This is a genomic window from Brevibacterium sp. K11IcPPYGO002, from assembly GCF_050920635.1.
Taxonomy (GTDB): domain Bacteria; phylum Actinomycetota; class Actinomycetes; order Actinomycetales; family Brevibacteriaceae; genus Brevibacterium.
Genome location: NZ_CP131929.1, coordinates 2388114 through 2413952, shown reverse-complemented (window position 1 = coordinate 2413952; position 25839 = coordinate 2388114). Strand labels below are relative to the sequence as shown.

The 25839-nt window shown below is 64.7% G+C and carries 19 protein-coding genes and 1 tRNA gene; 11 read left to right on the top strand and 9 right to left on the bottom strand.

Translation table 11 applies throughout. The annotated features are described in order from the left end of the window. Positions 1–164: 164 nt before the first annotated feature. The 5 genes from QYM46_RS10945 to QYM46_RS10925 all read right to left on the bottom strand — a co-directional run bounded on the left by QYM46_RS10945 (position 165) and on the right by QYM46_RS10925 (position 4919). On the bottom strand, positions 165–869 hold the full coding sequence (locus tag QYM46_RS10945; RefSeq protein WP_432788948.1) for an ABC transporter ATP-binding protein: 705 nt from the start codon (positions 867–869) through the stop codon (positions 165–167). After that, positions 869–1636 (bottom strand): ABC transporter ATP-binding protein, encoded by a 768-nt coding sequence (locus QYM46_RS10940; protein WP_248278890.1) that lies wholly within the window; start codon positions 1634–1636, stop codon positions 869–871. The genes QYM46_RS10945 and QYM46_RS10940 overlap by 1 nt, the downstream gene beginning before the upstream one ends. A 2-nt stretch (positions 1637–1638) precedes the next feature. Further along, positions 1639–2754: a branched-chain amino acid ABC transporter permease gene (locus QYM46_RS10935; protein WP_432788947.1), complete on the bottom strand. Its 1116-nt coding sequence runs from the start codon at positions 2752–2754 to the stop codon at positions 1639–1641. Next, entirely contained in the window at positions 2751–3617 is an 867-nt protein-coding gene (locus QYM46_RS10930) for a branched-chain amino acid ABC transporter permease (protein ID WP_432788946.1), read from the bottom strand. Before QYM46_RS10930 ends, QYM46_RS10935 begins: the two co-directional genes overlap by 4 nt. 87 nt (positions 3618–3704) lie before the next feature. After that, complete coding sequence (locus QYM46_RS10925; RefSeq protein ID WP_432788945.1) at positions 3705–4919, bottom strand: ABC transporter substrate-binding protein; 1215 nt, start codon at positions 4917–4919, stop codon at positions 3705–3707. Between the two features lie 447 nt (positions 4920–5366). Between QYM46_RS10925 and QYM46_RS10920 the strand changes: the two genes are divergently transcribed. Together QYM46_RS10920 and QYM46_RS10915 are read left to right on the top strand one after the other, a co-directional pair. Then, a complete protein-coding gene (locus tag QYM46_RS10920) occupies positions 5367–6110 on the top strand; it encodes an SDR family oxidoreductase (RefSeq protein ID WP_432788944.1) in 744 nt (247 codons plus the stop codon). A gap of 51 nt (positions 6111–6161) precedes the next feature. Then, complete coding sequence (locus QYM46_RS10915) at positions 6162–7361, top strand: acetyl-CoA C-acyltransferase (protein ID WP_432788943.1); 1200 nt, start codon at positions 6162–6164, stop codon at positions 7359–7361. Positions 7362–7583: 222 nt separating this feature from the next. On the opposite strand, the gene QYM46_RS10910 is transcribed toward QYM46_RS10915, so the two are convergent. Next, positions 7584–10529: an HNH endonuclease signature motif containing protein gene (locus QYM46_RS10910; RefSeq protein WP_432788942.1), complete on the bottom strand. Its 2946-nt coding sequence runs from the start codon at positions 10527–10529 to the stop codon at positions 7584–7586. Positions 10530–10858: 329 nt separating this feature from the next. On the opposite strand from QYM46_RS10910, the gene QYM46_RS10905 reads away from it, so the two are divergent. Together QYM46_RS10905 and QYM46_RS10900 are read left to right on the top strand one after the other, a co-directional pair. Continuing rightward, the gene (locus QYM46_RS10905; RefSeq protein ID WP_432788941.1) at positions 10859–12175 is read left to right on the top strand and encodes an MATE family efflux transporter; all 1317 of its coding nucleotides are present in this window, start codon (positions 10859–10861) and stop codon (positions 12173–12175) included. Further along, positions 12172–13074 carry a GNAT family N-acetyltransferase gene (locus tag QYM46_RS10900; RefSeq protein ID WP_432788940.1) on the top strand — a complete coding sequence of 301 codons (903 nt, stop codon included), beginning with the start codon at positions 12172–12174 and terminating at the stop codon, positions 13072–13074. Before QYM46_RS10905 ends, QYM46_RS10900 begins: the two co-directional genes overlap by 4 nt. 31 nt (positions 13075–13105) lie before the next feature. Here the strand turns inward: QYM46_RS10900 and QYM46_RS10895 are convergent, their stop codons facing one another. Both QYM46_RS10895 and QYM46_RS10890 read right to left on the bottom strand, forming a co-directional pair. Next, on the bottom strand, positions 13106–14623 hold the full coding sequence (locus tag QYM46_RS10895; protein ID WP_432788939.1) for a M1 family metallopeptidase: 1518 nt from the start codon (positions 14621–14623) through the stop codon (positions 13106–13108). Beyond that, positions 14574–18512 carry a Pls/PosA family non-ribosomal peptide synthetase gene (locus tag QYM46_RS10890; protein ID WP_432788938.1) on the bottom strand — a complete coding sequence of 1313 codons (3939 nt, stop codon included), beginning with the start codon at positions 18510–18512 and terminating at the stop codon, positions 14574–14576. The genes QYM46_RS10895 and QYM46_RS10890 overlap by 50 nt, the downstream gene beginning before the upstream one ends. A 257-nt stretch (positions 18513–18769) precedes the next feature. On the opposite strand from QYM46_RS10890, the gene QYM46_RS10885 reads away from it, so the two are divergent. The 4 genes from QYM46_RS10885 to QYM46_RS10870 all read left to right on the top strand — a co-directional run bounded on the left by QYM46_RS10885 (position 18770) and on the right by QYM46_RS10870 (position 23473). Next, on the top strand, positions 18770–19984 hold the full coding sequence (locus QYM46_RS10885) for an amidohydrolase family protein (protein WP_432788937.1): 1215 nt from the start codon (positions 18770–18772) through the stop codon (positions 19982–19984). Positions 19985–20207: 223 nt separating this feature from the next. Then, positions 20208–20711, top strand: coding sequence for a DedA family protein (locus tag QYM46_RS10880; RefSeq protein WP_169252501.1), 504 nt, complete (start codon positions 20208–20210; stop codon positions 20709–20711). A 195-nt stretch (positions 20712–20906) separates the two neighbouring features. Further along, on the top strand, positions 20907–22298 hold the full coding sequence (locus QYM46_RS10875) for a sodium:proton antiporter (protein ID WP_432788936.1): 1392 nt from the start codon (positions 20907–20909) through the stop codon (positions 22296–22298). Beyond that, on the top strand, positions 22295–23473 hold the full coding sequence (locus QYM46_RS10870) for an MFS transporter (protein ID WP_432788935.1): 1179 nt from the start codon (positions 22295–22297) through the stop codon (positions 23471–23473). Before QYM46_RS10875 ends, QYM46_RS10870 begins: the two co-directional genes overlap by 4 nt. Positions 23474–23557: 84 nt before the next feature. Here QYM46_RS10870 and QYM46_RS10865 read toward each other — a convergent pair. After that, positions 23558–23634: transfer RNA gene (locus QYM46_RS10865), tRNA-Pro, on the bottom strand. A 230-nt stretch (positions 23635–23864) separates the two neighbouring features. Here QYM46_RS10865 and gcvH point away from each other — a divergent pair. From gcvH to QYM46_RS10850, 3 genes are read left to right on the top strand one after another with little or no spacing between them, the layout of a single operon-like run. Further along, complete coding sequence (gene gcvH / locus QYM46_RS10860; RefSeq protein ID WP_169252499.1) at positions 23865–24269, top strand: glycine cleavage system protein GcvH; 405 nt, start codon at positions 23865–23867, stop codon at positions 24267–24269. Further along, on the top strand, positions 24269–25339 hold the full coding sequence (locus tag QYM46_RS10855) for an FHA domain-containing protein (RefSeq protein ID WP_432788934.1): 1071 nt from the start codon (positions 24269–24271) through the stop codon (positions 25337–25339). The genes gcvH and QYM46_RS10855 overlap by 1 nt, the downstream gene beginning before the upstream one ends. A 10-nt stretch (positions 25340–25349) precedes the next feature. Then, positions 25350–25835: a bifunctional nuclease family protein gene (locus QYM46_RS10850; protein WP_025780069.1), complete on the top strand. Its 486-nt coding sequence runs from the start codon at positions 25350–25352 to the stop codon at positions 25833–25835. Positions 25836–25839 lie beyond the last annotated feature (4 nt).

The window sequence follows — 25839 nt, the reverse complement described above, 5'->3', positions numbered from 1 at the left end:
CTGACCTCACCGGAGTGCCGATTCGCGGCTGATCACACGCCGGATCGACAGACCGGAACGATCCGGCAGACGAACTCAGCGAGATCTCGCCGAGGTGGCCGAGCCGCCTCGGCGAGATCTCATCCGCACCGGTGTCCTTCTCAACGGGTGGGACCCGTGCGCCGTCAGAGTCCGAGGTAGGCCGCCTGCACGTCAGGATTGTCGAGCAGCCGGGAGGCATCATCGGCGAGGACGATCCGCCCCTCAGCGAGAACGTATCCCCTGTGGGCGATTGCCAACGATGCCTTCGCGTTCTGCTCACTGAGCAGAACTCCGATGCCGTTGCGATTGATCTGGGCGACCGACTCGAGGACCTGCTCGACGACGATGGGAGCCAGGCCCATCGACGGCTCATCCAGGATCAGCAGGCTCGGATCCGACATCAGTGCCCGACCGATCGCGACCATCTGCTGCTGTCCGCCGGACAGTGAGCCTGCCGGCTGTTTGGCTTTCTCCTTGAGGATCGGAAACATATCGAGCACGTCAGCGTAGATCTCTTCGGTACGAGAACCGTTCCGGTGAGGATATGACCCCAGACGCAGATTCTTCTCCACCGACATCTTCCCGAACAGGTGACGGCCCTCGGGGCAGTGCGCGATACCGGCCTTGACGATGGCATTCGCGCGAGCTCGATGCAGCGGCCGCCCCTCATAGGCGATCGAGCCGGTACGGACCCGCATCAGTCCGCTGATGGTCTTGAAGAGAGTCGTCTTGCCTGATCCGTTCGCTCCGAGGACCACGGTGAGCTCTCCGGGCTGCGCAGTGATGCTCACGCCGTGGAGCACATCGGCGGCATCGTATCCGGTGCTGACATTGTCGAGCGTGAGCATCAGTTCTCCTCCTGTGCTGTCGAACCGAGATAGGCGCGGATGACATCCGGATTCGACTGGATCTCCGCCGGTGCACCGAGCGCCAGCTTCTGGCCGTGATCGAGAACGAGGATCGTGTCCGCGAGGTCCATGATCATCGTCATCTTGTGTTCGACGAGCAGGACGGAGACCCCTCGCTGCGGCAGGGAGCGGATGAGGTTGCCGAAGTCGACGGTCTCCTCTTCGGGGATGCCGCCGGCCGGTTCGTCGAGCAGCAGCAGCTCAGGCTCCGTGGCCAGGGCCATGGCCACTGCAGTGCGCTTCTGCACCTCCTGCGGAACATTGGACGCCAGATCGTGCCGATACTCCGCGACCCCGCAGAACTCGAGAGCTTCCATCGCCTTGTCCTCGTTGATGCGCGATTCACGACGGTGGCGAGGAGTGTGGAAGACAGCGTCGAAGACATTGGACTTCGAACGGACGATCCGACCGGCCAGGACGTTCTCCAACAGGGTGCTGTCATCGAACAGATTCGTCGTCTGGAATGTGCGCGCGATACCGCCGGCGACCGTACGGTGCGGGGACGAATGAGTGATGTCCTCACCCTTGAAAGTGATCGTCCCCGCGGTGGGCCGATAGAAGCCGTGGACGAGGTTGAACAGCGTTGACTTGCCTGCTCCGTTGGGACCGATGACAGCGGTGATCTGGCCCTCCTCGACGTCCAGGTCGACGTCCTTGACCGCATCGAGTCCGCCGAAGCGCTTACCGAGGTCTCGTATTTCAAGCATTGTCATTTCGTCTCCTCGGAAGAGGGGGAGCCTCCGGTCCGGCCGACACCCGAGTCGACCCCGTCGGCGACGGTCCGTGCGCGGTGGTCGCCTGTTCCGCCGGGGGCCGAACCACCTGTCGAATCGGGACCGTCGTCGGCGCCGCGGGCAACTTCGGCCCTGCGTCGTCGATTTCGTCTGTCGACGAACCCGCCGAGGTAACCGACGATTCCCCGCGGTGCGAAGATCACGAGGGCGACGATGATGGGGCCCAGAACGATGAATCGATAGGCTTGGAAATCCTGGAACAGTTCGAACAGGAATGTCACGATCATGCTCCCGAGCAGGGGACCTGCGACAGTGCCCATTCCTCCGACGAGGATGAACATGAGGAATTCGAAGGTCTTGTCGATCGATGCCGAATCGGGTCCGATGAAGCCGACCACGGATGCGTAGAGACCTCCGCCCATTCCGCCGAAGACAGCGGATGCCGCGAAGGCGAGCTGTTTGCTGAAACCGACACGCACACCGATCGCATCCGCGAGGTCTTCGCTGGTTCTGATGGTCAGCAGCGTGCGGCCCACGCTCGAGCGCCGAATCGCGTACGTTGTGTAGACGCAGACGAGCAGAACGGCGAAGACGAGGTAGAACATCGCAGTGGGCGATTCGAAGTCGATGAGTCCTCCGCCTTCGGGGAACTTCACATTGTTGACTCCGGAATGTGCATGAGTGACGGACTCCCAGCGGCTGATGACGAGGAAGATGATGAAGCCGATGGCCATGGTGAAGATGGCGAAGTATTCGTCCTTGGTCCGCAGCGCAATCAGCCCGCAGAGGTAGCCGATGACCGCGGTCCCGATCACGGACACGCAGAAGGCAGCCCAGAAGGACCAATCGTAATCGGTGGTGAGCAGCCCCACCCCGTAGGCGCCGATGCCGAAGAATCCGCCTTGAGCCAGATTCAGCTGACCGGTGAAGCCGAGGATGATGTTGAGACCATAGACGGCGATCGCCGCACACATGCCTACGGTGATCACCCGCATCGTGTAGTTCTCCTGCCCGAACGCCAAGGGTGTGAGGCCGAGCAGGATGATGACGGCGATGGTGCCGATGATTCGAAAATTCTTCACTGAGTTCATCGCTGCACCGCCTTCGTGAACAGTCCGTTGGGCTTGATGGCCAGCACGGCCACGAGAACGACGAATGCCACGGCCTCGCCGACCGCGGAGGAGATGTAGGTCGCTGTCATCGTCTCGGCGATCGCGAGTGCGAAACCGCCGACGATGGCCCCCGGAAGAGATCCGAGTCCGCCGAGGATGATGATGGCGAACACCTTGAGGTTGAGGGCGTCTCCCATCGTCAGTGACAGGAGGTTGATCGGTGCGACGAGTCCCGCCGCGATGGTTGCGAGCACGGCGGACAGACCCAGCGTCAGCATCGCGACCATCGACGGGTTGATGCCGACGAGCGACGCACCGACGCGATCCTGTTCGATCGCTTCGATCGTCTGACCGTGGATGGATCGTTTGATGAACCACGCCAACAGCGCCAACACGATCACAGCGGTGACGATGATGACGATGCGCTGGGCAGAGATCTCGGCGCCGAGTATCCGCAGCTCGCCGGTGATCGGAGTGTCCATACGGCGGAAGTCGGCGCCCCAGATCGCTTGAGCCAGAGCCTGGAAGAAGAACATCGCACCGACTGCCGCAATCATGTGGTGAGTATGCGGGGAGTTGCGCAAGGGGTGGAATACGAGACGCTCGAGCCCGACGCCGACGATGAAGAGCACGAGCGCCGCGATGCCGATCGCCGCGATATAGGGAACACCGACGGTTGTGAGGAAGAAGTAGGTGATGTAGGCGCCGAGCATATACAGCGCACCGTGAGCCAGATTGGGAATGCGCAGCACTCCGAATACCAAGGTCAGACCGATCGCGGCCAGGCAGTAGACGCCGCCCAGCGCAAGGCCGTTGAAGAGCTGTTGGATGAAGAGGGTCATGATGATTCGGGTCCTCTGCAGGCATGAGTGCGGCCCGGGTGAGGCGCACGGACGCGCCTCACCCCTGAGAGATGCCGCTGGCGGAGATTACTTGTCGTCGGATGCCTGTTCGATCGGCACCTTCGTGTATTCGCCGTCCTCATCGAGGAAAGTTGCCTCCAAGTCGGGGTTGAGGAGGTGACCCTGCTCCGTGATCTCATCGGGGAAGCCATTGACTTTGTACTTGTCATCGACATCCGGCAGTGCTTCTCCGATGGCTTCCCTGATCTTCTCGGGGTCGTCCGTCGTGCCTGCAACCTCCATCGCCTTGGCGATGATCGCAATCCCTTGGTAGTTCAGCGCCGTTTCGCTGGTCGGGACCTTCTTCTCTCCGGCCTTCTCGGCGAACTTCTTCAGGAAGTCTTCGGTGCCCGGATCCTGATACTCGGAGACGGGCAGAACACCGACCGAGTTCTTGAGATTGTCGAGCTCCGTCACCGTCGCCATCTCATCCAGTTTCGCCTGGTCCATGACGAGGAAGCTGCCTTCAAAGCCCTGCTTGCGAGCTTCTTCCATGATCAGAGCGGTCGGCTGGGATGGTCCGCCGACGAAGATCGCGTCGGGCTTCTCGGCCAGGGCTTTCGAGACGGGCCCCGCGAAATCGGACACGGTGGCATAGTCGATGCTGTTGTCTCCGCCGACCTTTCCGCCGGCGTCGCTCCACGCGCCTGTGATCGACTTGGTCCACTGCTGCCCGTATTCACTCTGAGTTCCGAGCAGAGCGAGCTTCTTGCCTCCGTGTTCCATGGCGGTTTCGGAGAACTCCGTCGCGTAGGATTCGAAATTCGGGGGAATCATCATCGTCAGAGGATTGTCCGCCTGCACGATCGCCGGATCCGAGGTGTACGCGGAGATGAGGAAGTTCGATCTGCCGCTGTTGATCTGCTGAATCGCCTTGATCGCTCCGGCATTCGGGGAGACGACCACCGGAGCCTTGTCCTGGTCGGCCAGTCGTTGAGCATTGCTGGCAGCAGTGGACGGTGCATATTTGTCGTCGAGGGACTTCAGCTCCAGAGTCACGGGCTCGCCATCGACCTCGACACCGTCCGCATTGAGATCGGCGATGGCCATTTCGAGACCGATCTTCACGTTCTCACCGTACGCGGCGCCTCCACCGCTGAGCGGTCCGGTGTAGCCGATGACGACTGAGTCGCCCTCACCCGAGCCGCCACCGCCTCCGCACGCTGTGGCGGTCAATGCGATGGCACCCATGATTGCGGCCGCCGAAAGTCTGCGGCGGCGACTTCGCGAGACAGAGTTCATCTTTTCTCCTTTGAAAAGCTCTTGGAACACGTTTGCTCCACACGTTGCCCGAGCCGTCGTCGGTGACGGTGCTCGGAGTCGTCGTCAATCCGTAATGGACTTCGACTGATGTGAACACTTCCAAATCACTCTGGTGAAGTCAATGGTTTTGAGCTAGATTTTTGAACGTTCGATAATCTTCGGGACCCGGCCTGGTCTGGAGGGTATAAGGCGAGGTCGGGCGACATGTGCGCAGAAACGTCGGGAGATGTTTCGAGTCGCTGACGCGTTCGAGGCGGCTCTCTGTCTGAAAGGTGAGCAAACAATCGTTCAGTGGCGAATCTGGTCTACAGTGGGCATAACTGCATGCGAGATCTGTGTCACATCAGGTCTGATGCGGACGCGAACCGCAGTTGATGACTCGGTTCCCCTCGGCAATGACGCAACATCATCTTTAGGAGCGTGTTCATGACTCGTACAGCAATCGTCACCGGTGGAGGCCGCGGCATCGGAGCCGCCATCGCCAAGCGGCTCGGAGCCGACGGACTCAAGGTCGCCGTCCTCGATATGGGTCCGACCGACGAGACCGTCGCTGCCATCAAGGGCGCCGGCGGCGAAGCTCTCGGCCTCGAGGCCGATGTCTCCGACGAAGATTCGGTCGATGCTGCGGTCAAGCAGGTCGCCGAGACCCTCGGTGCGCCGACCGTGCTGGTCAACAACGCCGGCATCCTGCGCGACAACCTCCTGTTCAAGATGACGCACGAGGATTTCAACAAGGTCCTCTCCGTCCACCTCGGCGGAGCATTCCTCATGGCGCGGGCCGTGCAGTCCTACATGGTCGACGAGAAGTTCGGCCGCATCATCTCGATGTCGTCGACCTCGGCTCAGGGCAACCGCGGACAGACGAACTACTCCGCCGCCAAGGCCGGTATTCAGGGCATCACGAAGACCTGGGCGATCGAGCTCGGCAAGTTCGGCATCACCGCGAACGCCATTGCCCCCGGCTTCATCGAAACCGACATGACCAAGGCCACCGCCGAGCGCGTGGGGATGGGCTTCGAGGACTTCGTCGAAGCTTCGGTCAAGCAGATCCCCGTGGCCCGTTCCGGAAAGCCCGAGGACATCGCTCACACGGCATCGTTCCTCGCCTCCGAAGGCGCCGGATTCGTCTCCGGTCAGGTCATCTACGTTGCCGGCGGTCCGAAGGACTGATCGCCGCCGTCCTCGCGACGGGTTCACGAACATCTTCGAAAGGTGAGAACTATGAGAGAAGCAGTCATTGTGTCGACGGCCCGCACGCCGATCGGCAAGGCCTACCGTGGTGCCTTCAATGACACCCAGGCTCAGGAGCTGGCCGGCCACGCGATCAAACACGCCGTGGAGCGGGCCGGTCTCGAAGGAGGCGAGGTCGAAGACGTCGTCTTCGGTGCCGCTCTGCAACAGGGCAGCCAAGGAACGAATGTCGCTCGGCAGGCGGCACTGCGAGCCGGCCTTCCTGTCACGGTTCCCGGAATGTCGATCGACCGGCAGTGCTCATCCGGGCTGATGGGCATCACGACCGCGGCGAAGCAGGTCCTCTTCGACGGCCAGGAGATCGCCGTCGGCGGTGGCGTGGAGTCGGTGTCGCTGGTCCAGAACGACAAGATGAACATGTTCCGGGCCAAGGATCCGTGGCTCGAACAGCGCATCCCGGGCATCTACTACCCGATGCTGGCGACCGCCGAGGTCGTCGCAGAACGCTACGGTGTCAGCCGTGAGGCGCAGGACGAGTACTCCCTGTCCTCGCAGCAGCGCACCGCCGCTGCTCAGGAAGCCGGTCGGTTCGATGACGAGATCGTGCCCCTGCCGACGACAAAGGTCGTCGTCGACAAGGAGACGAAGGAGACCTCCCGTCAGGATGTGCTTCTCGAAGCCGACGAGGGCAACCGGCCGTCGACGACGCTCGACAGCCTTGCCGGACTCAACCCGGTTCTCGAGCCCGGTGTGGCGTCGAAGGTTCCGAGCATCACCGCCGGCAACGCCTCTCAGCTCTCTGACGGAGCCTCCGCTTCGGTGGTCATGTCGAGCGATGAAGCCAGCCGTCGCGGGCTCGAACCGTTGGGCATCTATCGCGGCATGGCCGTGGCCGGCTGCGAGCCGGACGAGATGGGCATCGGTCCTGTGTTCGCCATTCCGAAGCTGCTGAAGACCCATGGTCTGTCGATCGATGACATCGGGCTGTGGGAGCTCAACGAGGCGTTCGCTGTCCAGGCACTGTACTGCCGTGACCGGCTCGGCATCGACCCGGAGAAGTACAACGTCGACGGCGGCGGCATCTCTGTGGGGCACCCCTACGGAATGACCGGTGCCCGGCTTGTCGGACACGCCCTCATCGAGGGACGTCGTCGCGGAGTGAAGTACGTCGTCGTCACGATGTGCATCGGCGGGGGACAGGGAGCTGCCGGACTGTTCGAAGTCTGCTGAGGCATTCCCTCGGCAGCTGCGCAAGAGCGAAGGGCCGACGATATTCGAGTCGATTCTGACCGGATGTCGTCGGCCCTTTCTGCGTCGACGAGCGGTGTGAAGTCCGACTTCCCGCCGGTGGTCTGCCGACAGTGAGCCGGTGGTCTGCCGACAGTGAGCCGTCAGCGGTGATGAAGTCGTCGTAGTCGGACGTCAACGGAGGCTCGTTGCGCAGGACACCTTTCAGAACGGTGGAGGTTCGCCGGAGTCCCAGAACCAATCGCGCAGCTCCGGGCCGTCCTCATCGTCTGGCAGGGCGCCGGACGTTTCGCCGGTTCTGCTCGGCGCAGACACCGGTGTGAATGCGCAGAGATCCCCGGCAACGAGTTCCCTCCAGCCGGGGGTGCCTTCGGCTGCCGCTGGTACAGGGCATTCCCGCGCCCGTTTCCGATCGCCGGGAGCCGGGTGCTTCGCATCTGCTCCGCCGCTCTGGGCCGTCGATGGCTTGGTGCCAGATCCCCGCTCAATTTCAGAGTCACGCTCAGCGCCAGTATCACTTTCGGGCGCTGTCGCATGGTCGTGGGCAGATGGATCCTCTGTGCTCGACTGCTCCACTGTGACCGCTCGGCACTGTCGTGCGAGGCCACTGCCGAATCGTTCGAGGAACAACCGGGCATGCTCGACGCTGATGGGGTTGTCCGGTGAGACGACCTCCACGGTGACACCCTTGCGGAAGACATACTCAAGGTGGCCGGGCTCGGTCATCCGCACGTCGAAACTGCCGTTGGTCTTCTGCTGGTGATGCGCCTTGCAGAGACAGTGGAGGTTGCCGAACCGGGTGAGACCGCCCTGGGTAGGGTCGGAGTGATTGAACGGGTCAATGTGGTCGACCTCTGTCATCTCAGCTGGTTGAGTGCAGCCGGGGAATGTGCACGTCACGAACTGGGCGACGAGCGTCTTGCGCACGCTGTTGGGAATCGCGTAGGACGTTGCCTTCGCATCGACAGGTGTCCCGGTCGCCGGGTCGGTGAGCAGCCTGGTCCATGTGGTGGAGTAGCCGGCGACTCGTCGTGCCATGTCGGCAGGGATCGGCGACCCGTTTGGAAGCATGCCCGCCAGATCGCACACCTCACCTGAGGTCAGCGGTACGTCAGAGCCTGTGGGCTGTGCTGTTGGGGTGATCGGGGGCGCCGGTGACTCGGTGGGCAGCGGCGGAGCTGAGGCGTCCGTCGTCGGTGGCGGTACCTCGACGGCTGGTGGCGGATCTGAGGATTCCCCGGTCAGTAGTGGTGCACCTGGGGAATCGCTGCTCGGCGGCGGTGCACCCGGGGGATCCGTGGGCGGCAGCGGAGGACTGCCGTCTTCCGACTGGAATTGGCTGAGCAGCGTCAGCAGAGGAACGGTGATGAATGTGCTGGCCTGATTCGCGAGCCAATACTCGCTGGTCGGCATGTCCAGGAGGAATTCGAAGCTGATGCGGCGCTCGCCGGCATCGAGGACGGGATTGCCGAATGCGTCGACAGCGCCGGCTGCTGCAGCAGCGGTGCCCTCGGCGGCGGGGCGGGCTCCGTCGGCACGCGAGCCGATGAGAGCCGAGAGCGATTCGGCCGCGTCGTGATCCGTGGTGCTGTTGCAGCTGAGGATGGCCTCGAGCAGTTGGGACTCGAAAGTGCGTCCTGCCGGAGTGATAGGCGCATTGGGGCTGGATTCGCTCTGTGCTGTGGCTGCCGAATCGGCTGACGCAGCTCGCGTCGGTGCTTCGTAACCGTTCTTGTCCATGTCGTCGAATACCCGCTCGATGTAGTCGAGCAGGGCCTCGCCTTCGTGCATCGGGGTGCCGTCGGGGCCGGCGAAGAGGCCATCGAGGGAGAAATCGGAACTCGTCGACGAGCCGTCTGCGTCATTGGTGCTGATGATGCGCAGCTTCAGCTGAGGACGCGTGCGCGTGAGGATGTCGAACATCAGGGCAGAGATCGACCGTTCCTCATCAAAGCAGTCGCCTGCTTTGAGCTGGCTCGAGAACGCACTCGTATTGTTCTTATGGACTGCGCGGCAGAATGCGTCGAGCCTACGGAAACACGCTTGAAGCTCCGGAGCGGGACCGGTCAGAGTGAGGTAGGCAGTTCCGTCGTCGCCGGTGCTGAAGTCGACCCGACGCCGCAGCGATACGCTCTTCAACGTATCCTCGGCCGGCTGAAGCGCGGCTATCTTCAGCGCGACCGAACGTTTGAACGTCTCGATCGTGATGTCGGCGCGCCTGTGAGCCAGATAGTCGTCGAGCGCAGGCAGATGCTCGAAGTGCAGGTCACGGCACGCGCGAGTCACACAATCGACATGCTCGATCGTGAAGTCCCCATCCAGGCAGCGTTTGAGGAATCGCGGAAGCCCGTGCGCCAGCGTCATCGACGACGTCATGTGCTGGAGCGATCTGCTCGTGGTTGCGCCGAGCAGGCTCGAGTTCACGCCAGCCTCAGTCGGCTCGATATTGCTGCGCAGCCATGCGAAGAAGGTCATTTCCGGGTCAAAGCCTGGAAAGTCAGGCAACAGAGCAGGATCGGACAGGAACTCCTCGGCCAACTTCCGGACTCGACGGAGACGGCGACCGGCTGCACGGTCCTTCTTCGGCCCGGCGCTGATGCCGATCTTCGTTCCCGATTCGGCTTCGACCTGAGCCACAGCTTGTGTCCACGCCAGATTCTCTCGGTTGGTCCAGGTCCTGCGCGGGGAGAAGAGGTCGTCGGAAGGGAGGTCGACTGCGCAGATCTTCTGGTCGATGGCGTCGCATTCGCGGCTTCGGTGCGAGCCGACGGCACCGTCGGGTGCTTGGGTCTGAGCCTTCTTCTCGCCGAGGGCGGCAGATGTTCTGCCGGTTTCAGGCGAGGAGTAACGGGTACAGGTCTCGGTGAATGATGCGAACTCATAGACTGCGTCGGGATGGCATCCCAGGAGCCCGAGAGCATAGGCAACATCCTGTGCAACGGCACGACTGGTGGCGACCATGGAGTGGATCTGCGCGAGGCTGCTCTGCGTATAGGCATCCAGCAGGTCGACGAGGTCACTGTCTTCGGCCTCTTCCATGCGACGCCCGTGCGCACGACGGAACTGGGACAGGGTCCGGCTGTCTGCCTCTGATGAGGGAGAGGCAGGCAGGAGCGACGTCCGTCCGTCGTTGTCTCCGATGTTCTTCATCGGTTTCTCACCTCTCCACGCCTCTGTGGAAGTCGCTCGTCGGGAAATCGCCTATCTCAATTATATGATCTGCAGCCACATATTGATGTCACAATACGATTACAAATAGAACAAAAAGCGATTAGCAATCGACCATGACCTATTCAATCTCATCCTCGGCGATGCTGCTCTGTTTGTCCTCCGACTCTACAGTTCGGCACTGACACGACAGTGCGATCGGGGTGAGCCCGCCTTCGCGCGGGGCGCTCCTCGGAACGTGTAGGTCCGCCTTCGCAGGGGCGATCCTCGGCACTCGGGCCCAGCGGGACCGGTTCGCTAGAATCGGGGACGTGGCAGCGATCGACAAAGACATTCTCCGTTTGGCTCTTCCCGCACTCGGAGCCCTGATCGCCGAACCCATCTTCCTGCTCACGGACACGGCCATGGTCGGCCACCTCGGTGCCGGTGCATTGGGATCGCTGGCGATCGCCTCCACAATCCTGCAGACGGTGCTCGGTCTGATGATCTTCCTCGCCTATGCCACCACGCCGCGTGTGGCCAAACGGATGGGATCGGGGGACCGGCCAGGCGCGATCACGGCCGGTTTCGACGGAATCTGGCTGGCACTGGGCACGTCCATCCTGCTCATCATCGTTGGGCTGCCCCTGCTGAGAACTGCGATCGAGGCGTTCGACCCGGATCCGGCGATCACGGAGGGCGCACACTCCTACCTCGCGATCTCATGGTGGGGTCTGCCATTCATGCTCATGGTCATCGCGGCCACCGGACTGCTGCGCGGACTCCAGGACACGAAGACTCCGCTGGTCGTCGCCGCTGCCGGGTGCATCGCCAATATCGGCCTCAACGCCTTCTTCATCTACGGGCTCGACATGGGGGTCGCGGGATCGGCGATGGGCACGGTCCTCGCGCAGGCCGCAATGTGCGCGGTCTACCTCACCATCTCCGTCCGCGCGGCCCGCCGCCTCCACGCCGGCATCCGCCCCGACTGGACCGGCGTGTTCACTTCGGCGAAGACATCCGGGTGGCTGCTGGTGCGCAATGCCTCGCTGCGTGCCGCACTCATCCTGCTCGTCTTCCTGGCCACGGCGATGGGCACCACGGACCTCGCCGCGATCCAGGTCGCTCAGAGCATCTTCTTCGCGCTCGCGCTCGCCCTCGACTCGTTGGCCATCGCCGGCCAGGCGATGATCGGCCTCGAGCTGGGCGCGAAGAACACCGCGGCGGTCGCCGCGATCAACCGCCGCCTGTGCCTGTGGGGGATCGTCTTCGGCATCGTCGTCGGCGTCGTCCTGTTCGCCGGCTCCGGAATCATCCCCCGTGCCTTCGCCTCCGACCCTGCCGTGGTCTCGGCGCTGGCCGCCCTCCTGCCGGTGCTCGCCTTGAGCATGCCGATCGCAGGCTTTGTCTTCGTCCTCGACGGCGTGCTCATGGGAGCCGAGGACGCGAGATACCTGGCTCTGGCACAATTGGTCGCTGTGATCGGATATGCGATTCTGCTCATCCCGATCATCAGCATCTGGCCGGGAGCACCCGGGCTCTGGGCCGGATTCTGCATCGGATTCGTCGGTTTCCGCGCCCTGACCCTGGGCTGGCGAGTACGCAACCGGGCGTGGATCGAACGCGCCGTCGAGAAAGGAATCTCATGAACGCTGCCCACACTGACGCTCATGATTCGCAGAACACCTCCGCCGACTCCCAGAACACTTCCGCTGATTCGCAGAACACCTCCGCCGAGGCGGCCGGCGCCTCCCTGCGCGGACGGATCCGTCCGCTTCCCGCCGAGACCGATGACGAGACCTTCCTGCCGTTCCTCGATCTGTGCTTCAACTGGTCGATGGACAAGCCCCGAATCGAACTCGAGGACCTCCGATACCGCAGCGATGCCGTCTTCTACTACCGCGGCTGGGGCCGCGAGGGAGATATCGCCGTCGCCGCACACGCCGAAGCCGATGCGCAGTCGCCGATCGTCGGACTTGCGTGGGTGCGTCTGGCCGATATCGACGACGTCGTCGGCAAAGCCGATGAGCGGGTGGGCGGCGACTTCGCTGCCGCCCTGGACAAGACCGGCACCGAGGTGGTCCGCAGCGAAGTCGTGCCCGACGGCGATGCCGGGGCGACGGCTGAGGACCAGCGCGATGCAGAGGCCCAGAGCAATGCAGAGGACCAGAACGATGCGGAGGTCGGGGCCGGCCCCGAAACCGGTCAGGGCGGTCAGGCCGACGACTCAACTGCCGAGCCGACTGGCTCCGAGCCGGCAGCCGCCGATCTGACGCCGTCGGATGAGCAGACGCCCTTCACCGGCTACGGCTGGGTGGCGGCGGACATCCCCGAACTCTCGATGGCAGTGCTGCCCGACCACCAGGGGCAGGGCATCGGCGGAGCCCTTCTCGACACGGTCTGCGCGCTGGCCCGGATGAGCGGCTTCCCTGCGGTCAGTCTGTCCGTCGAAGACGGCAATGGGGCGGCGAAGCTCTACGCCGACCACGGATTCGTGTCCGTCGGACGCAACGGCGACTCGGACGTGCTCGTCCGTAAGCTCGGCTGAGGCGCAGCCAGCTCCTCAGCCACTGACCCCTTTACGGAAGCTCGGGAAGTTCGAGCTCGTCGAGCCAAGGACGGACCACCTCGGCGATGTCACGCTCTGTCGACTCGGAGAAGCAGCGGATGAACTCCTCGGTGCTCACCGAGGAATGACGGTACCGCTTCGTCCACTCGCCGACGGCGGCGAAGAAGTCCGTATCGCCGAGCTCACGGCGCAGAGCATGCAGGCACAGAGCGCCGCGCTTGTACACGCGGTCGTCGAACATGTCCGGCCCGCCCGGGTCGCCGAGCAGAATATCCTGCGGCTGAGCGGACAGCTCCTCCCACCACTGTCTGGCACGTTCATCGGCACTCGCCCGCCCGGACTCCTCCGACCACAGCCACTCCGCGTAGCAGGCAAAGCCCTCGTTGAGCCAGATGTCGCGCCAGCGTGATGGGGTGAGCGAGTTTCCGAACCACTGGTGCGCCATCTCGTGGGCGACGAGGCGTTCGGCCTCCCACTCGGGACCCAGATGATTGGGCCCGAGCACGGACAGGGGCTGCGACTCGAGCGGGATCTCGAGCACATCATCGGTCACGACCACGTCGTAGACGTCGAACGGGTAGGGGCCGAAGCGTTCGATGAACAGGTTCATCATTCCGTGCTGGACACCGAGGCGCGCGACGGCCACATCCCAATGATCGTCTGCGTAGACGCCGAGGGGAACGGGGGACTCGGTCCGGCTGTGCGCCGAGCGCCCGCCTGAAGAATCGTGAACAGGCACGTCCTTGCCGGCAGCGCCGGCGACTCCGTCGGCGGCACCGGCGACTCCTCGGGCGGCGCTCGTCAGGGCATCTCCGGCCGAGCCCGCGACGGCGTCCTTCGCAGCGCCGAGGATTGCGGCGCCGACCCCGATGGTTCCGGAGCTCAGCGGGATCTGACCGTACCGGTACCGACCGATCTGCACCGTCGCCAGGTAGGTCGCCAGGGGAGTCGTCGACTCATACGTCCACCGTGTCCGCCCGGCCTTGCGGGTCTTCTTCGTCAAGGACCCATTGGACACCACCGTGTACTCGGACTCGACGAGCACCGAGATGCGGTACTGGGATTTGTTCGAGGGATGGTCATTGCACGGGAACCAGGTCGAGGCGCCGACGGGCTGTCCGGCCACGAGCACTCCGTCTTCGAGCTCCTCCCAGCCGACGTCACCCCAGGTGCCGATCGCCGGTTCCGGATTGCCCGCATAGCTGATGTCGATGACCACCGGCTGGTCGCTGACCAGCGCCGGGATCGTCAGCCGCAGCTTCTTCCCCCGGGCGGAGAAGCGGACCTTCTTGCCGTTGACGATGGCCTTCGTCACCCGCAGTCCCGTGAGATCGAGGACGATCGATGAGGTGTCCGTGAGCACCCGGCCCTTGAGCACCGCCCTGGCCGCCAGCCGGTTCGGGCCGATGCGGTAGTCGAGGTCGAGATCGTAGTGGTCGATACGAAGGTCAGCGTTGCCGACGCCCTGGGTATAGGAATCAAGCATGCGATCGGCCTGCTTCTTCGAGTGAGGGAAGTTCTGGGGCATCCACCCAGGGTATGACAGGATTGCCGCTGAAATAGGCATGGGCCGGCACGAACTCCCCGCGCATGACCAGAGACGTCGCTCCCACCGTGGCGTTCTCACCCAGCGTGGATGCCGGGAGGATGACGCTGTTGGGCCCTAAGGTGGCGCCGGGATCGAACCGAACGGAATCGAGGCTCATCACCCGATCATGGAACAGGTGAGTCTGGACCACACATCCGCGGTTGACCGTCGAGTTGTCCCCGAGTTCGACGAGGTCGGCCTCCGGCAGCCAGTAGCTCTCGCACCACACACCGTGACCGATCCTCGCGCCCATCGCCCGCAGGTACCACACGATCGCCGGCGTCCCCACGGCATTCCGAGTGAACCATGGGGCGGCCACGAGTTCGACGAAGCAGTCGGCGACCTCGTTGCGCCAGATGAATGACGACCACAGCGGATGCTCCCCGGGACGGATGGGGCCGACGAGGATCCATTTCGCTGCCACGGCCAGTCCCGCCGCCACAGCACCTGCGGCCATCATCACGATGCCCGAGGTGAGCAGGGCCAGCAGCACCGAGGCGAGGAATGTCGTCGACTCTGCGGCCACCCCGCCCGGCAGTCCGAGGAAGAACCAGATGGTGAGGACGACCCCGGTGATGAGCACACCGCCGGCGATGATCGAAGAGATCCGCAGCGTCTCCCAGAAGGCACGCGCGGCCTTGACCCCGAAGGTCGGGGAATAGGTGAGCGACTCGTCGGATTCCACGGTCGCGCGGCGCAGCTGCACCGGGGGAGAACCGAGCCACGACGACCCCTTCTTCGCCTTCGCCGGCGCAGCCGAGAGCACCGCGACCAGGGAGTTCTTCGGCACCCTGCGGCCGGGGGAGGCGATCCCCGAGTTGCCGAGGAAGGCGCGCTTGCCGACCTTCGCCCGCCCGGCGCGCATCCAGCCGTGGCCGAGTTCGTAGCTGGCGACCATGGTGTCATCGGCAAGGAAGGCGCCGGCGGCGATCGTCGTCATCTTCGGAACGAAGACGACCGTCGAGATCTCAGTGCCCGGCCCGACCTTCGCACCGAGGAGGCGCAGCCACCACGGGGTGAGCATCGACGCGTAGAGGGGGAACAGGAGGTCCCGGGCCATGTCGAGCAGACGCTCGGTCGCCCACACCCGATAACCTCTGGCCGAACGGACGGGGAACTCGCCTTCGTCCATGCCGATCGCCAGAATCCGCACCGCGATGAGGACCAACAGGGCCGTGGTGACGAACCACAGACAGGCGACCACGGGCGACCACGCCGCGAGCAGCCAGGGCGACTCGACGACCTCGATCCCGGAGACCCCGAGCATGAGGGCGATTCCCGGCACCACAGCCAGGTACGGCAGGAGCGCATTGATCTGGGAGCCGACGGCATAGAACAGGAACGGCAGACGTCGCCTCGGCGGGGGAGCCGGCCAGGACTTCTTCGCCTTCCCGACGCGCACGGCCGGTGAACCCGAGTAGATCTGGTTCTTCCGCACCCGCCCGGTCACCGCCGATCCGGCTTCGACTAGGGCCCCGACACCCACCTCGGCGCCGGGCATGAGCGTCGATCGGGCACCGATCGTGGCATTGCGACTGATGTCGATGCGTCCGATGCGCAGCAGATCCCCGTCGACCCACCAGCCCTTGAGATCGACCTCGGGTTCGACGGCAGCGCCTTCGCCGAAGGTGAGGAAACCGGTCACCGGCGGCACCGAATGCAGATCGGCATCGGGCCCGATTCGGTTGCCCAGCAGCTTCGCGTACCAGGTCACCCAGGGTGCGCTCGCCACCGAGACCGCCGCAGCGAGATCCGCGATGTGTTCGGCCAGCCACAGTCGCTTGTGCACCCAACCCGAGCGCGGATAGACACCGGGTCGGATCCCGATCATGAGCAGCCGTGCCGCTCCTGCCGAGATGAGCATCCGCCCCCATGCGGTGACGAAGACGAGGAAGAGGACGGCGACGACCGGCCACGGAGTCAGCGGCAGATCCGCGCCCAGACTCACGCCGAGGTTGGCGAGCACCATCGCCAGCACCACCCACCGGACCCCGCCGAGGATGTGCACCGGAATGCCGAGCAGCACCTGGAAGGCCTGCATCCCCCGGGAGGTCCGGTTGATCGTGCGCTTGGGACCCGTCGGTCCGATCCCGGAGCCCTCCTCACCGAGGCAGAGCCCGGCCAGGGCACCGAAGCGCGGATGGGCGTAGACATCGCCGACGGTGACGCTGGGATGGCGAGTGCGCAGACGGGACACGAGCTGGGCCGCACCCAGGGAACCGCCGCCGGCGGTGAAGAAGTCCGTATCGCTGCCCGGACGGGCACCGAGGACCGCGGCCCACTGCTGCCCGACCCACTCCGTGTCCTGGTCGAAGACCTCATCGGATCCGGCCGCCTCGGCGCCGGCATCGAGCGGCCAGGGCAGGGCATTGCGGTCGACCTTGCCGGAGGTCTTCGTGGGCAGGTCCGCGACGAGAGCCAGACGGGGAACGAGCGCGGCAGGCAGTTCGTCGCGCAGCCGCGCCTCCCAGGAGGGAAGATCGGCTTCACCGGCACCGGCGCCGGGGGCGAGATAGCCGATGAGGACGTCCGTGCCGGCAGCGGTCTTCTTCACCGCGGCTGCGGCACCTTCGACACCGGGCAGGGCCTGCAGGGCGGCATCGATCTCGCCGAGTTCGATGCGCCTGCCGCCGAGCTTGATCTGCTCATCGGCACGGCCGACGAAGATGAGCCCGGCCGGATCGTTGACGACGAGGTCGCCGGACCGGTACGCCCGGTCCCAACCGAGACTCGGCATGGGGGCGAACTTCTCGGCGTCCTTCGCCGGATCGAGGTAGCGGGCCAGTCCGACCCCGCCGATGATGAGTTCGCCGGTCTCGCCAGCGGCGACGGGCACTCCCTCGGCATCGACGACGGCGAGGTCCCACCCTTTGAGCGGCAGGCCGATGCGCACCGGCTCGGACCCGTCGAGCATGGCCGCGCAGGCGACGACGGTCGCCTCGGTGGGACCATAGGTGTTCCACACCTCGCGGTCGTCGTCGCGCAGCCGGCGGCCGAGCTCGGGCGGACAGGCCTCTCCGCCGAAGATGAGGAGGCGGACATTGTCGAGACTCTCCGCCGGCCACAGTGCGGCCAGGGTCGGCACCGTGGAGACGACGGTGATCTGCCGAGACGACAGCCACGGGCCCAGATCCATCCCGGACTTCACCAGTGCACGCGGGGCCGGGACCAAGCACGCGCCGTGCCTCCACGCCAGCCACATCTCCTCACAGCTGGCGTCGAAGGCCACGGACAGTCCGGCCAGCACGCGATCGCCGGGACCCAGCGGCTCCGCGATACAGAACAGGGCCGCCTCGGCGTCGACGAAGGCCGCCGCCGAACGGTGAGTGACGGCGACGCCCTTCGGGGTGCCCGTCGATCCGGAGGTGAAGATCACCCAGCAGTCGTCATCGGGGGTGGGGGAACGCAGCTCCGAGCGATCACGGGGCCCTCGACCGGTGCGGGATTCGATGTGTGGTCCGGCGGTGATCACTCCGGTCACGGCCGCCTCGGCGAACACGGTGCGCGCGCGTTCATCCGGGTCGTCGACGTCGACGGGAACGTAGGCCGCGCCGAGCATGAGCGTGGCCAGGATCGCCAGATACAGGTCCACGGACCCCGAGGGGACACGGATGCCGACCTTGTCCCCGGGCCCGATTCCGGCTGCGGCCATCTCCAGTGCGAGATCGCGGATCGCGGTGATGAGCTCGGAGTAGCTGAGCACGCGAGCGCCGTCGTCGAGGGCAGGCTGATCGGGATGAGCAGCGGCCGACTCGAGGAGGACGTCGATGAGGGTGCGGTCCTCACGGGGCCGTACGGGGGACGGGAACTGCGGTGCGTATTCTCTCACGTGTCTTCCGGGTCGATCGGGAGCTGACTGGTGCCGGGCCGACCGGCATCGCCGGTGACCGTAGCCGACGAAGGTGTCGCGGACGTGAATTCGGGTCGGGACGCGAATGGTGCGCATTCCGGTCCAACTGTCCGATCCTATCGTCAGCGTTCTCGTGATCAGCGCGCAGATCGTCACGGAGCGGGCGTCCGTGATAGATGTGAGTAGACGACCGTCCACGGTCGACCAGCTGACTTTCAATGATGAGGAGCACGCCCATGGTCACAGTTCTCACCCACGCCACAGTCTTCGACGGAACCCGCTTCCTGCCCGGCACTCGGGACGTCGTCATCGACGGAGGACGGATCGCCTCGGTGACCGAAGGAGGGCAGGGCTCGCACAACGCCGGAGACGAGCACATCGACTGCACGGGACAGACGATCATTCCCGGAGTCATCGACTGCCACGTCCATCTCACGAGCAGTGGTGCGGCAGCCACCTCGAACTTCCACGACCCTTTCTCGCTGCAGTTCTATAACTCCGTGAAGAATATGGAAGCCACCCTCAAGGGCGGAGTGACGACCGTGCGCGATGCCGGAGGCACCGACCTCGGCGCGAAGGTGGCCGTGGAGACCGGTGTGGTGCGCGGTCCGCGACTGACGATCGCCGTGAACATCATGTCCCAGACCGGCGGGCACGGGGACTTCCACCTCGTCTCCGGAGCCGAATCCCCGTTCCTGGCCCCGCACCCGGGCCGTCCGTCGGGAGTCGCCGACGGACTCGAAGAGGTGCAGAAGAAGGCCCGGGAGCTGCTGCGGGCCGGGGCCGACCACATCAAGATCTGTTCGACCGGGGGAGTGCTGTCCCCGCGGGACGACCCGCGGCACTCGCAGTTCACAGAAGCCGAGATCTCCGTCATCGTCGCCGAGGCGGCCGCCCAAGGTGCCCATGTGATGTCCCACGCGCAGGGTGCACCGGGAATCAAGAACGCCGTGCGCGCCGGGGTGCGCTCGATCGAACACGGCATCTACCTCGACGGCGAAGCCATCGACCTCATGCGTGAGCACGGCACCTTCCTCGTCCCCACCCTGCAGGCTCCGCAGGCCGTCATCAAGGCCGCCGATGCCGGGGCTGGTCTGCCTGCCTCCGTCGTGGACAAGGCCCGGCGCGTCGTCGACGCCCACCAGGAGTCGATCGCCCGGGCCCACGAAGCAGGAATCCCGATCGCCCTGGGCACCGATGCCGGAGTCGGCCCGCACGGGAAGAACCTCGAAGAGATCAGCCTGCTGGCCGAGGTGGGACTGTCCACAACGGAGGCGCTCGCCGCCGGAACCTCCGTGGCCGCCCGGCTGCTCGACGACGATCGGGTTGGGCGGATCGGTGAGGGCGGGCTGGCCGACCTCGTCGTCGTGGACGGTGACCTGCGCACAGCCGACGTCCGCGGAATCGAGGACCGGGTCAACGCCGTCTACCTCGACGGTGCGCTCGTCTGAGCGGTTGACCGCCGAGCAACGCCGCCGAGCATCGTCGCCGAGGCGGTACGCCCGGTTCGTCCGACTGCGTGGGCACAGCCGCCTCGGCGAGTGAGACCGGTCTCGACCGAATGCTCGGTGAGGCAAACCTAACCTAATGAGGTTATGATGGGAGCGACCGATCCATCAGTCCGCAGCACGTCACTGCGGCGGGAACGCCCAGAGGGAGGAGTGCCGCGCACCGATGAATCCGCTCGACTGGTCGTTCCCGATCGCCGTGACCTGGCTGATCATGTTCGGCATCATCATCTGCCGCGCCGGCGGCACCTTCCTGCTCGGTCGCTTCGCACGCAGGGGAATCCGCAGATTCGCCCGGGTCGAGAGGATCATGGCCGGACCCAAATACCGCCGTGCCGAGGACACGATCGACCGCTTCGGGGCTCCCGTCGTGGCACTGAGCTTCCTCACCGTCGGACTGCAGACGGTGGTCAACCTCGCTGCCGGAACCACGGGGATGCGTTACCGCCGCTACATACCGGCGCTCGTTGTGGGCGGATCACTGTGGGCGCTCATCTACTCGACCGTCGGGTTCCTCGGCTTCACAGCGGTGGCCCGGGCCTACCAGGCCGAACCGGGACTGACCGTCGGGCTGGGGCTCGTGTTCGTCATCGCGATCATCGGTCTGCTCATCGGACTGCGCAGGGACCGAGACCCCGCCGAGGAGTCGACCTCCGCCTCGGCGAACTGAACGGCACCCCTGCTGACTTGCCGACCGCTTCGGCGAACTGAACGATCTTCGTCCGAGGCTCTCTGCGTCCGTGCGACAAGCAGCGTCCGTGCGGCAGACCGTGATCCGAAGCGGTGTGCGAATTCAGTAGAGTGAGACTGCGTCAAGGTCGACGGGACGAGGCTGCTCGTCGACAGTGAGTAAAGGAGTCCTCGGATGGTCGTGGCCTGGTGGAGCATCATTCCGTTCGTTCTGCTTCTCGGATGCATCGCGGTGCTCCCGCTCATCCCCGCCACGGAGAAGATCTGGGACCGCAACCTCGTCAAGCTCCTCGTCGCCCTCATCCTCGGCGTGCCGATCGCCGTGTGGTTCCTGCTCAGCGGGGAGACGACGACCGTCATCCACGCGCTGCTCGAGTACTTCCAATTCATCATGCTCATCGGCAGCCTCTTCGTCGCCTCGGGCGGGATCTTCCTCGTCGGCGACATCAAGGCGACACCGCGGAACAACACGATCTTCCTCGCCGTCGGCGGTGTGCTCGCCTCATTCATCGGCACCACCGGTGCGGCGATGCTGCTCATCCGCCCAATCCTCAACACGAACCAGGACCGCAGGCACCGCACTCACACGGTCATCTACACGATCTTCATCGTCGCGAACTGCGGTGGTCTGCTCACCCCACTGGGCGATCCGCCGCTGTTCCTCGGCATGCTGCGTGGAGTCCCCTTCGAATGGACATTCGGGCTGTGGCCGTACTGGCTGTTCGTCAACGCTCTGCTGCTCATCAGCTACTTCGCCCTCGATACGAAGATGTATGCGAAGGAACCGGTCGAGGCCCTGGCCAAGGACGCCGAGCATGCGACGAAACTCGGCCTGCGCGGTGCCAGCGGTCTGCTGTTCCTGGCGATCATCATCGTCGCCGTCGCGTTCGTCCCCTCGGTCGACCTGCACGCGATCGACATGGGACATGCGAGTGCTTCGGACTTCGTGCCGTGGCGCGAACTCGTCATGCTCGTCTCCGCGGCGACGTCGTTCCTCGTCGGTGATCGCGGTGCCCGGTTCAACCTCAACAAGTTCACGTGGACGCCGATCCTCGAGGTCGGAGCGCTCTTCATCGGCATCTTCCTCACGATGATGCCGGCCCTGGCCTACCTCGGCCAGGTCGCCCACAAGATCCCGCTGGGCGAGATCTCCCTATTCGTCTTCACCGGCGGTCTCTCCTCCGTCCTCGACAACGCCCCGACCTATGTCACCTTCTTCGAGATGGCCGCTCAGGTGCCCGGCGAACCGAGAGTGGCGGGAGTGTCCGAGACCCTGCTCATCGCGGTCTCGCTCGGAGCCGTCATGGGCGGGGCCATCACCTACATCGGCAACGGACCGAACTTCATGGTCAAATCCGTCGCGGATTCGGCGCACGTGGCGATGCCGAGCTTCGGCGGCTATGTGTGGTGGTCGCTGCGCCGCCTCGCGCCGATCCTCGCCTCGATGGTGCTCGTCTTCATGGCCGACTCGCTGTGGTGGAGTCTGCTCGGAGTCCTACTCGCGCTCGTGATCCTCGGACTGGCCGGGCGAGACCTGCGCGCAGCGAAAGCCGCGAAGGCCGCGTGAGGGCCGCGGCCGGAGTCGGCCTCTACTTCACCGGCAACGGGGCCGTCTTCGCGGCTCTCCTGCCGTGGTATCCGCTGCTGGTCGACCGACTCGGGCTGAGTTCCTGGCAGTTCGGCCTCGTCGTCGCCTGCTTCGCCGCCGGATCGCTGCTGTCCTCGGCCCTGCCTGCCGCGCTCATCGCCCGATTCGGAGCCCACCGAGTCGTCATCGGAGGGACTGTGATGCTCGGTGCGGCCGCCGCGGCGACGGTCTGGTCGGTCAATGGTGTGACGATGGCGAGCTGCCTCCTCCTGCTGGGCTGCTGCGATGCGATCGTCGACGTCGCGCAGAACGTCGTCGGCATCTCCGTCCAGGAGAGATCAGGTCGCACGATCCTGTCATCGATGCATGCGCTGTGGAGCCTCGGGGGACTGCTCAGCGGAGCCGCTGCGACCGCAGCCGCCAGCTCCGGCGCCGACATGCGGGTGTGGCTGGCGCTCATCGGCGTCGCGACCGTGCTCATCACCATCGTGGGACGTTGCCTCATCGGCGGCTCTGCCTCACCGAGACGGATCGCCGGCTCCGACGCCGACGATGGGAGAGGCGGCGGAGATGGGGCGGCGGCCCGCCCGAAGCGAGCGATCATGGTGGCGGCGCTGCCGTTGGCGATCGTAGCGATCTGCGGTGCCTCGGTCGAAGACATTGCGAACAACTGGGCCGGGCTGGCCGCGGTCGAACTCGCGGACGTTCCGGCCGCCTCGGCGGGGATCGCCTTCAGCATCGTCATCGGCAGCCAATGCCTCGGACGGTTCAGCGGGGACGTGCTCGTGGCGAAGTTCGGGGCCGGCCGGATCGCGCGCCTCGGGGGCGGACTCATCGCTCTGGGCGGGGTCGGCGTCATCGCGGCCCAGGAGCCGATTCTGCTGCTCGTCTCGATGGGGGCGCTCGGATTCGGCTCGGCGACGCTCGTGCCCGGTGCACTCGGCGCGGCCGGTCGACTGCCCGGCGTCGGCCGGGCCGGGGGAGTGACGCTGGTGAACTGGCTGATGCGAGTCGGCTACCTCGGCACGAGTCCGCTGGTCGGGGTCGTCGCCACAGGAGCCGGACTGAGATGGGGTCTGGGCATCCTCATGCTCATCGGCATCCTGACGATGGTCTTCGCGCGCCGCTTGGACGTCCGAAGCGATGAGCGATGATCTTCTCAGGCAACGAAAAATGTGCCGCTCCTTCGTATGAACGAAGTGGCGACACATTCTCTCAGAAGCGGGTGGTGACCCTGGTGGTCGGGCTAGCGGGATTTGAACCCACGACCTCTTCACCCCCAGTGAAGCGCGCTACCAAGCTGCGCCATAGCCCGTTACCGTACTCCCTCGTGGGCAACGAGAACTAGCTTATACCGATCGGGGGTCAACTGCCAAAACCGCGTTCCGTGACCTTCGAAAAACAGGTATCATCCCAGGTAGATACCGAAGAAGCGGGACGTGCAGAGGCCTGTCAGGGTGACTCAGTAACATTTCCGTTTCGTGATTGTTATGAACGTGGCCCAGGCGGCTATGCTTGGTACACCGACAAACTAGAGGAGTCGACATGGCAGATCTGGATTATCCAGTATCTTTGCGGTACTCGCGCGACCACGAGTGGGTTGCGACCACGGAAGACAATGCAGTAGTCCGTGTGGGTATCACTGATTTCGCCCAGGAACAGCTGGGTGACGTCGTCTATGTCGACCTGCCTGAAGCCGGGGACTCGGTCACCGCAGGGGAGTCCTGTGGCGAAGTCGAGAGCACGAAGAGCGTCTCGGACCTGATCGCACCTGTGTCGGGGACCATCACCGAGGTCAACGACTCACTCGACGATTCACCTGAGACCGTGAACTCGTCGCCTTTCGAGGACGGGTGGATGTATCTCGTCGAACTCAGTGACCCCGCACAGCTCGAATCGCTGATGGACAGCGAAGCGTACAAAGAGCTCATTCAGAGCGAGGAGGCGTAATGTCGCAGAATCACGATCAGAATCGTCCGACCCCCTCGCAGCCCTGGTATGACAACGGACAGGTCCCGCAGTCGAAGAAGTTCCCATTCGGAGCCGGAAACGGCAACGGCGGTGACGAGTCGGCAACTCGGATGAACCCTCAGGTCGACCAGAACGGCCAGGGGAACACCCCGCCCGTCACGCAGCAGCCGGCCGACGGAGCCCCGCAGGCGCCGCAGTACGGCAACGGTCAGAACTACGGCGGCACCCCGCAGGGCGGACAGAACTACGGCGGCACGCCCCAGGGCGGACCACAGTACGGTAACGGTCAGCAGTTCGGCGGCACCCCGCAGGGCGGACAGAACTATGGTGCGTCCCAGCCGGCCAACCAGCCCTATGCCGGACAGGGTCGGGGCAGCCAGGGCCAGCCCCAATATCAGCCTCAGCAGAATCAGTATCCGCCGCAGAACTTCGGCCAGCCGCAAGGCAGCCAAGGTCAGCCGCAGTACGGAAACCAGCCGCAGCAGGGTGGCCAGCCGCAGCAGGGCGGCCAGCCGCAGTACGGCTCGAACGGCGCCGGCCAGTACGGTCAGTTCGATCCCAACCAGCAGCAGGGAGGCCAGCCCGGCCCCGGCCAGTACGGTCAGCCACAGTCCGGTCAGCCCCAGGGTGCGCCGACGGGCGGCGGTCAGGATCCGATGAATGATTCGGGCAGCCAGCAGTTCCAGGGAATCCTGGATCCGCATACCGGTGAGATCCACCCGGTGCCCGACCTCGAAGGTCTGCAGGACGCCGATGCTCTGCTCGTCGTCGTCTCCGGGCCGGACTCCGGTTCGCAGATTCTGCTCGACACCGATGTGGTCACCGTGGGCCGCAGCCCGAACGCCGACATCTTCCTCGATGACGTCACCGTCTCGCGCAAGCATGCCGAGTTCATCCGTACGCCCAGCGGTTTCACGCTGCGCGACACGGGCTCGCTCAACGGCACCTATGTGGGGCGTCAGCTCATCGACTCCATCGAACTGCAGAACGGAGCCGATGTGCAGATCGGCAAGTTCCGAATGATCTTCCAGCAGCGTCCGCGCTCCTGACCGGGGGATAATGTCAAAAGTCGAAGTCGAGGTTGTCGGCGTCCGCATCGAAATGCCCGCCAACCAGCCGATTCTGCTGCTCAAGGCCAGCGAACCTGCCTACTACCTGCCGATCTGGGTCGGAGCGATCGAGGCCAATGCGCTGTCGATCGCACAGCGGGGGCTGACCCCGCCCCGCCCCATGTCGCATGCTCTGCTGCTCGACGTCCTCGAGAAGTACGACGCCGAGCTGCAGGATGTGACGATCACCGGCAAGGACGGTCAGATCTTCCTGGCCGAGCTGCACACGAACGACGGGAAATCGATCTCCGCGCGCCCCTCGGACGCGGTGACTCTGGCGCTGACAGCGCACTGCCCCGTCTTCGTCGAAACACAACTGCTTGAAGAATCCGGAATCGAAGCCCCCGAGGCCGATGAAGAGGAAGTCGCACAGTTCAGAGACTTCCTCGACAACGTCTCGGCCGAGGACTTCGAGACCGGTACCGAAAATCCATGAAAGT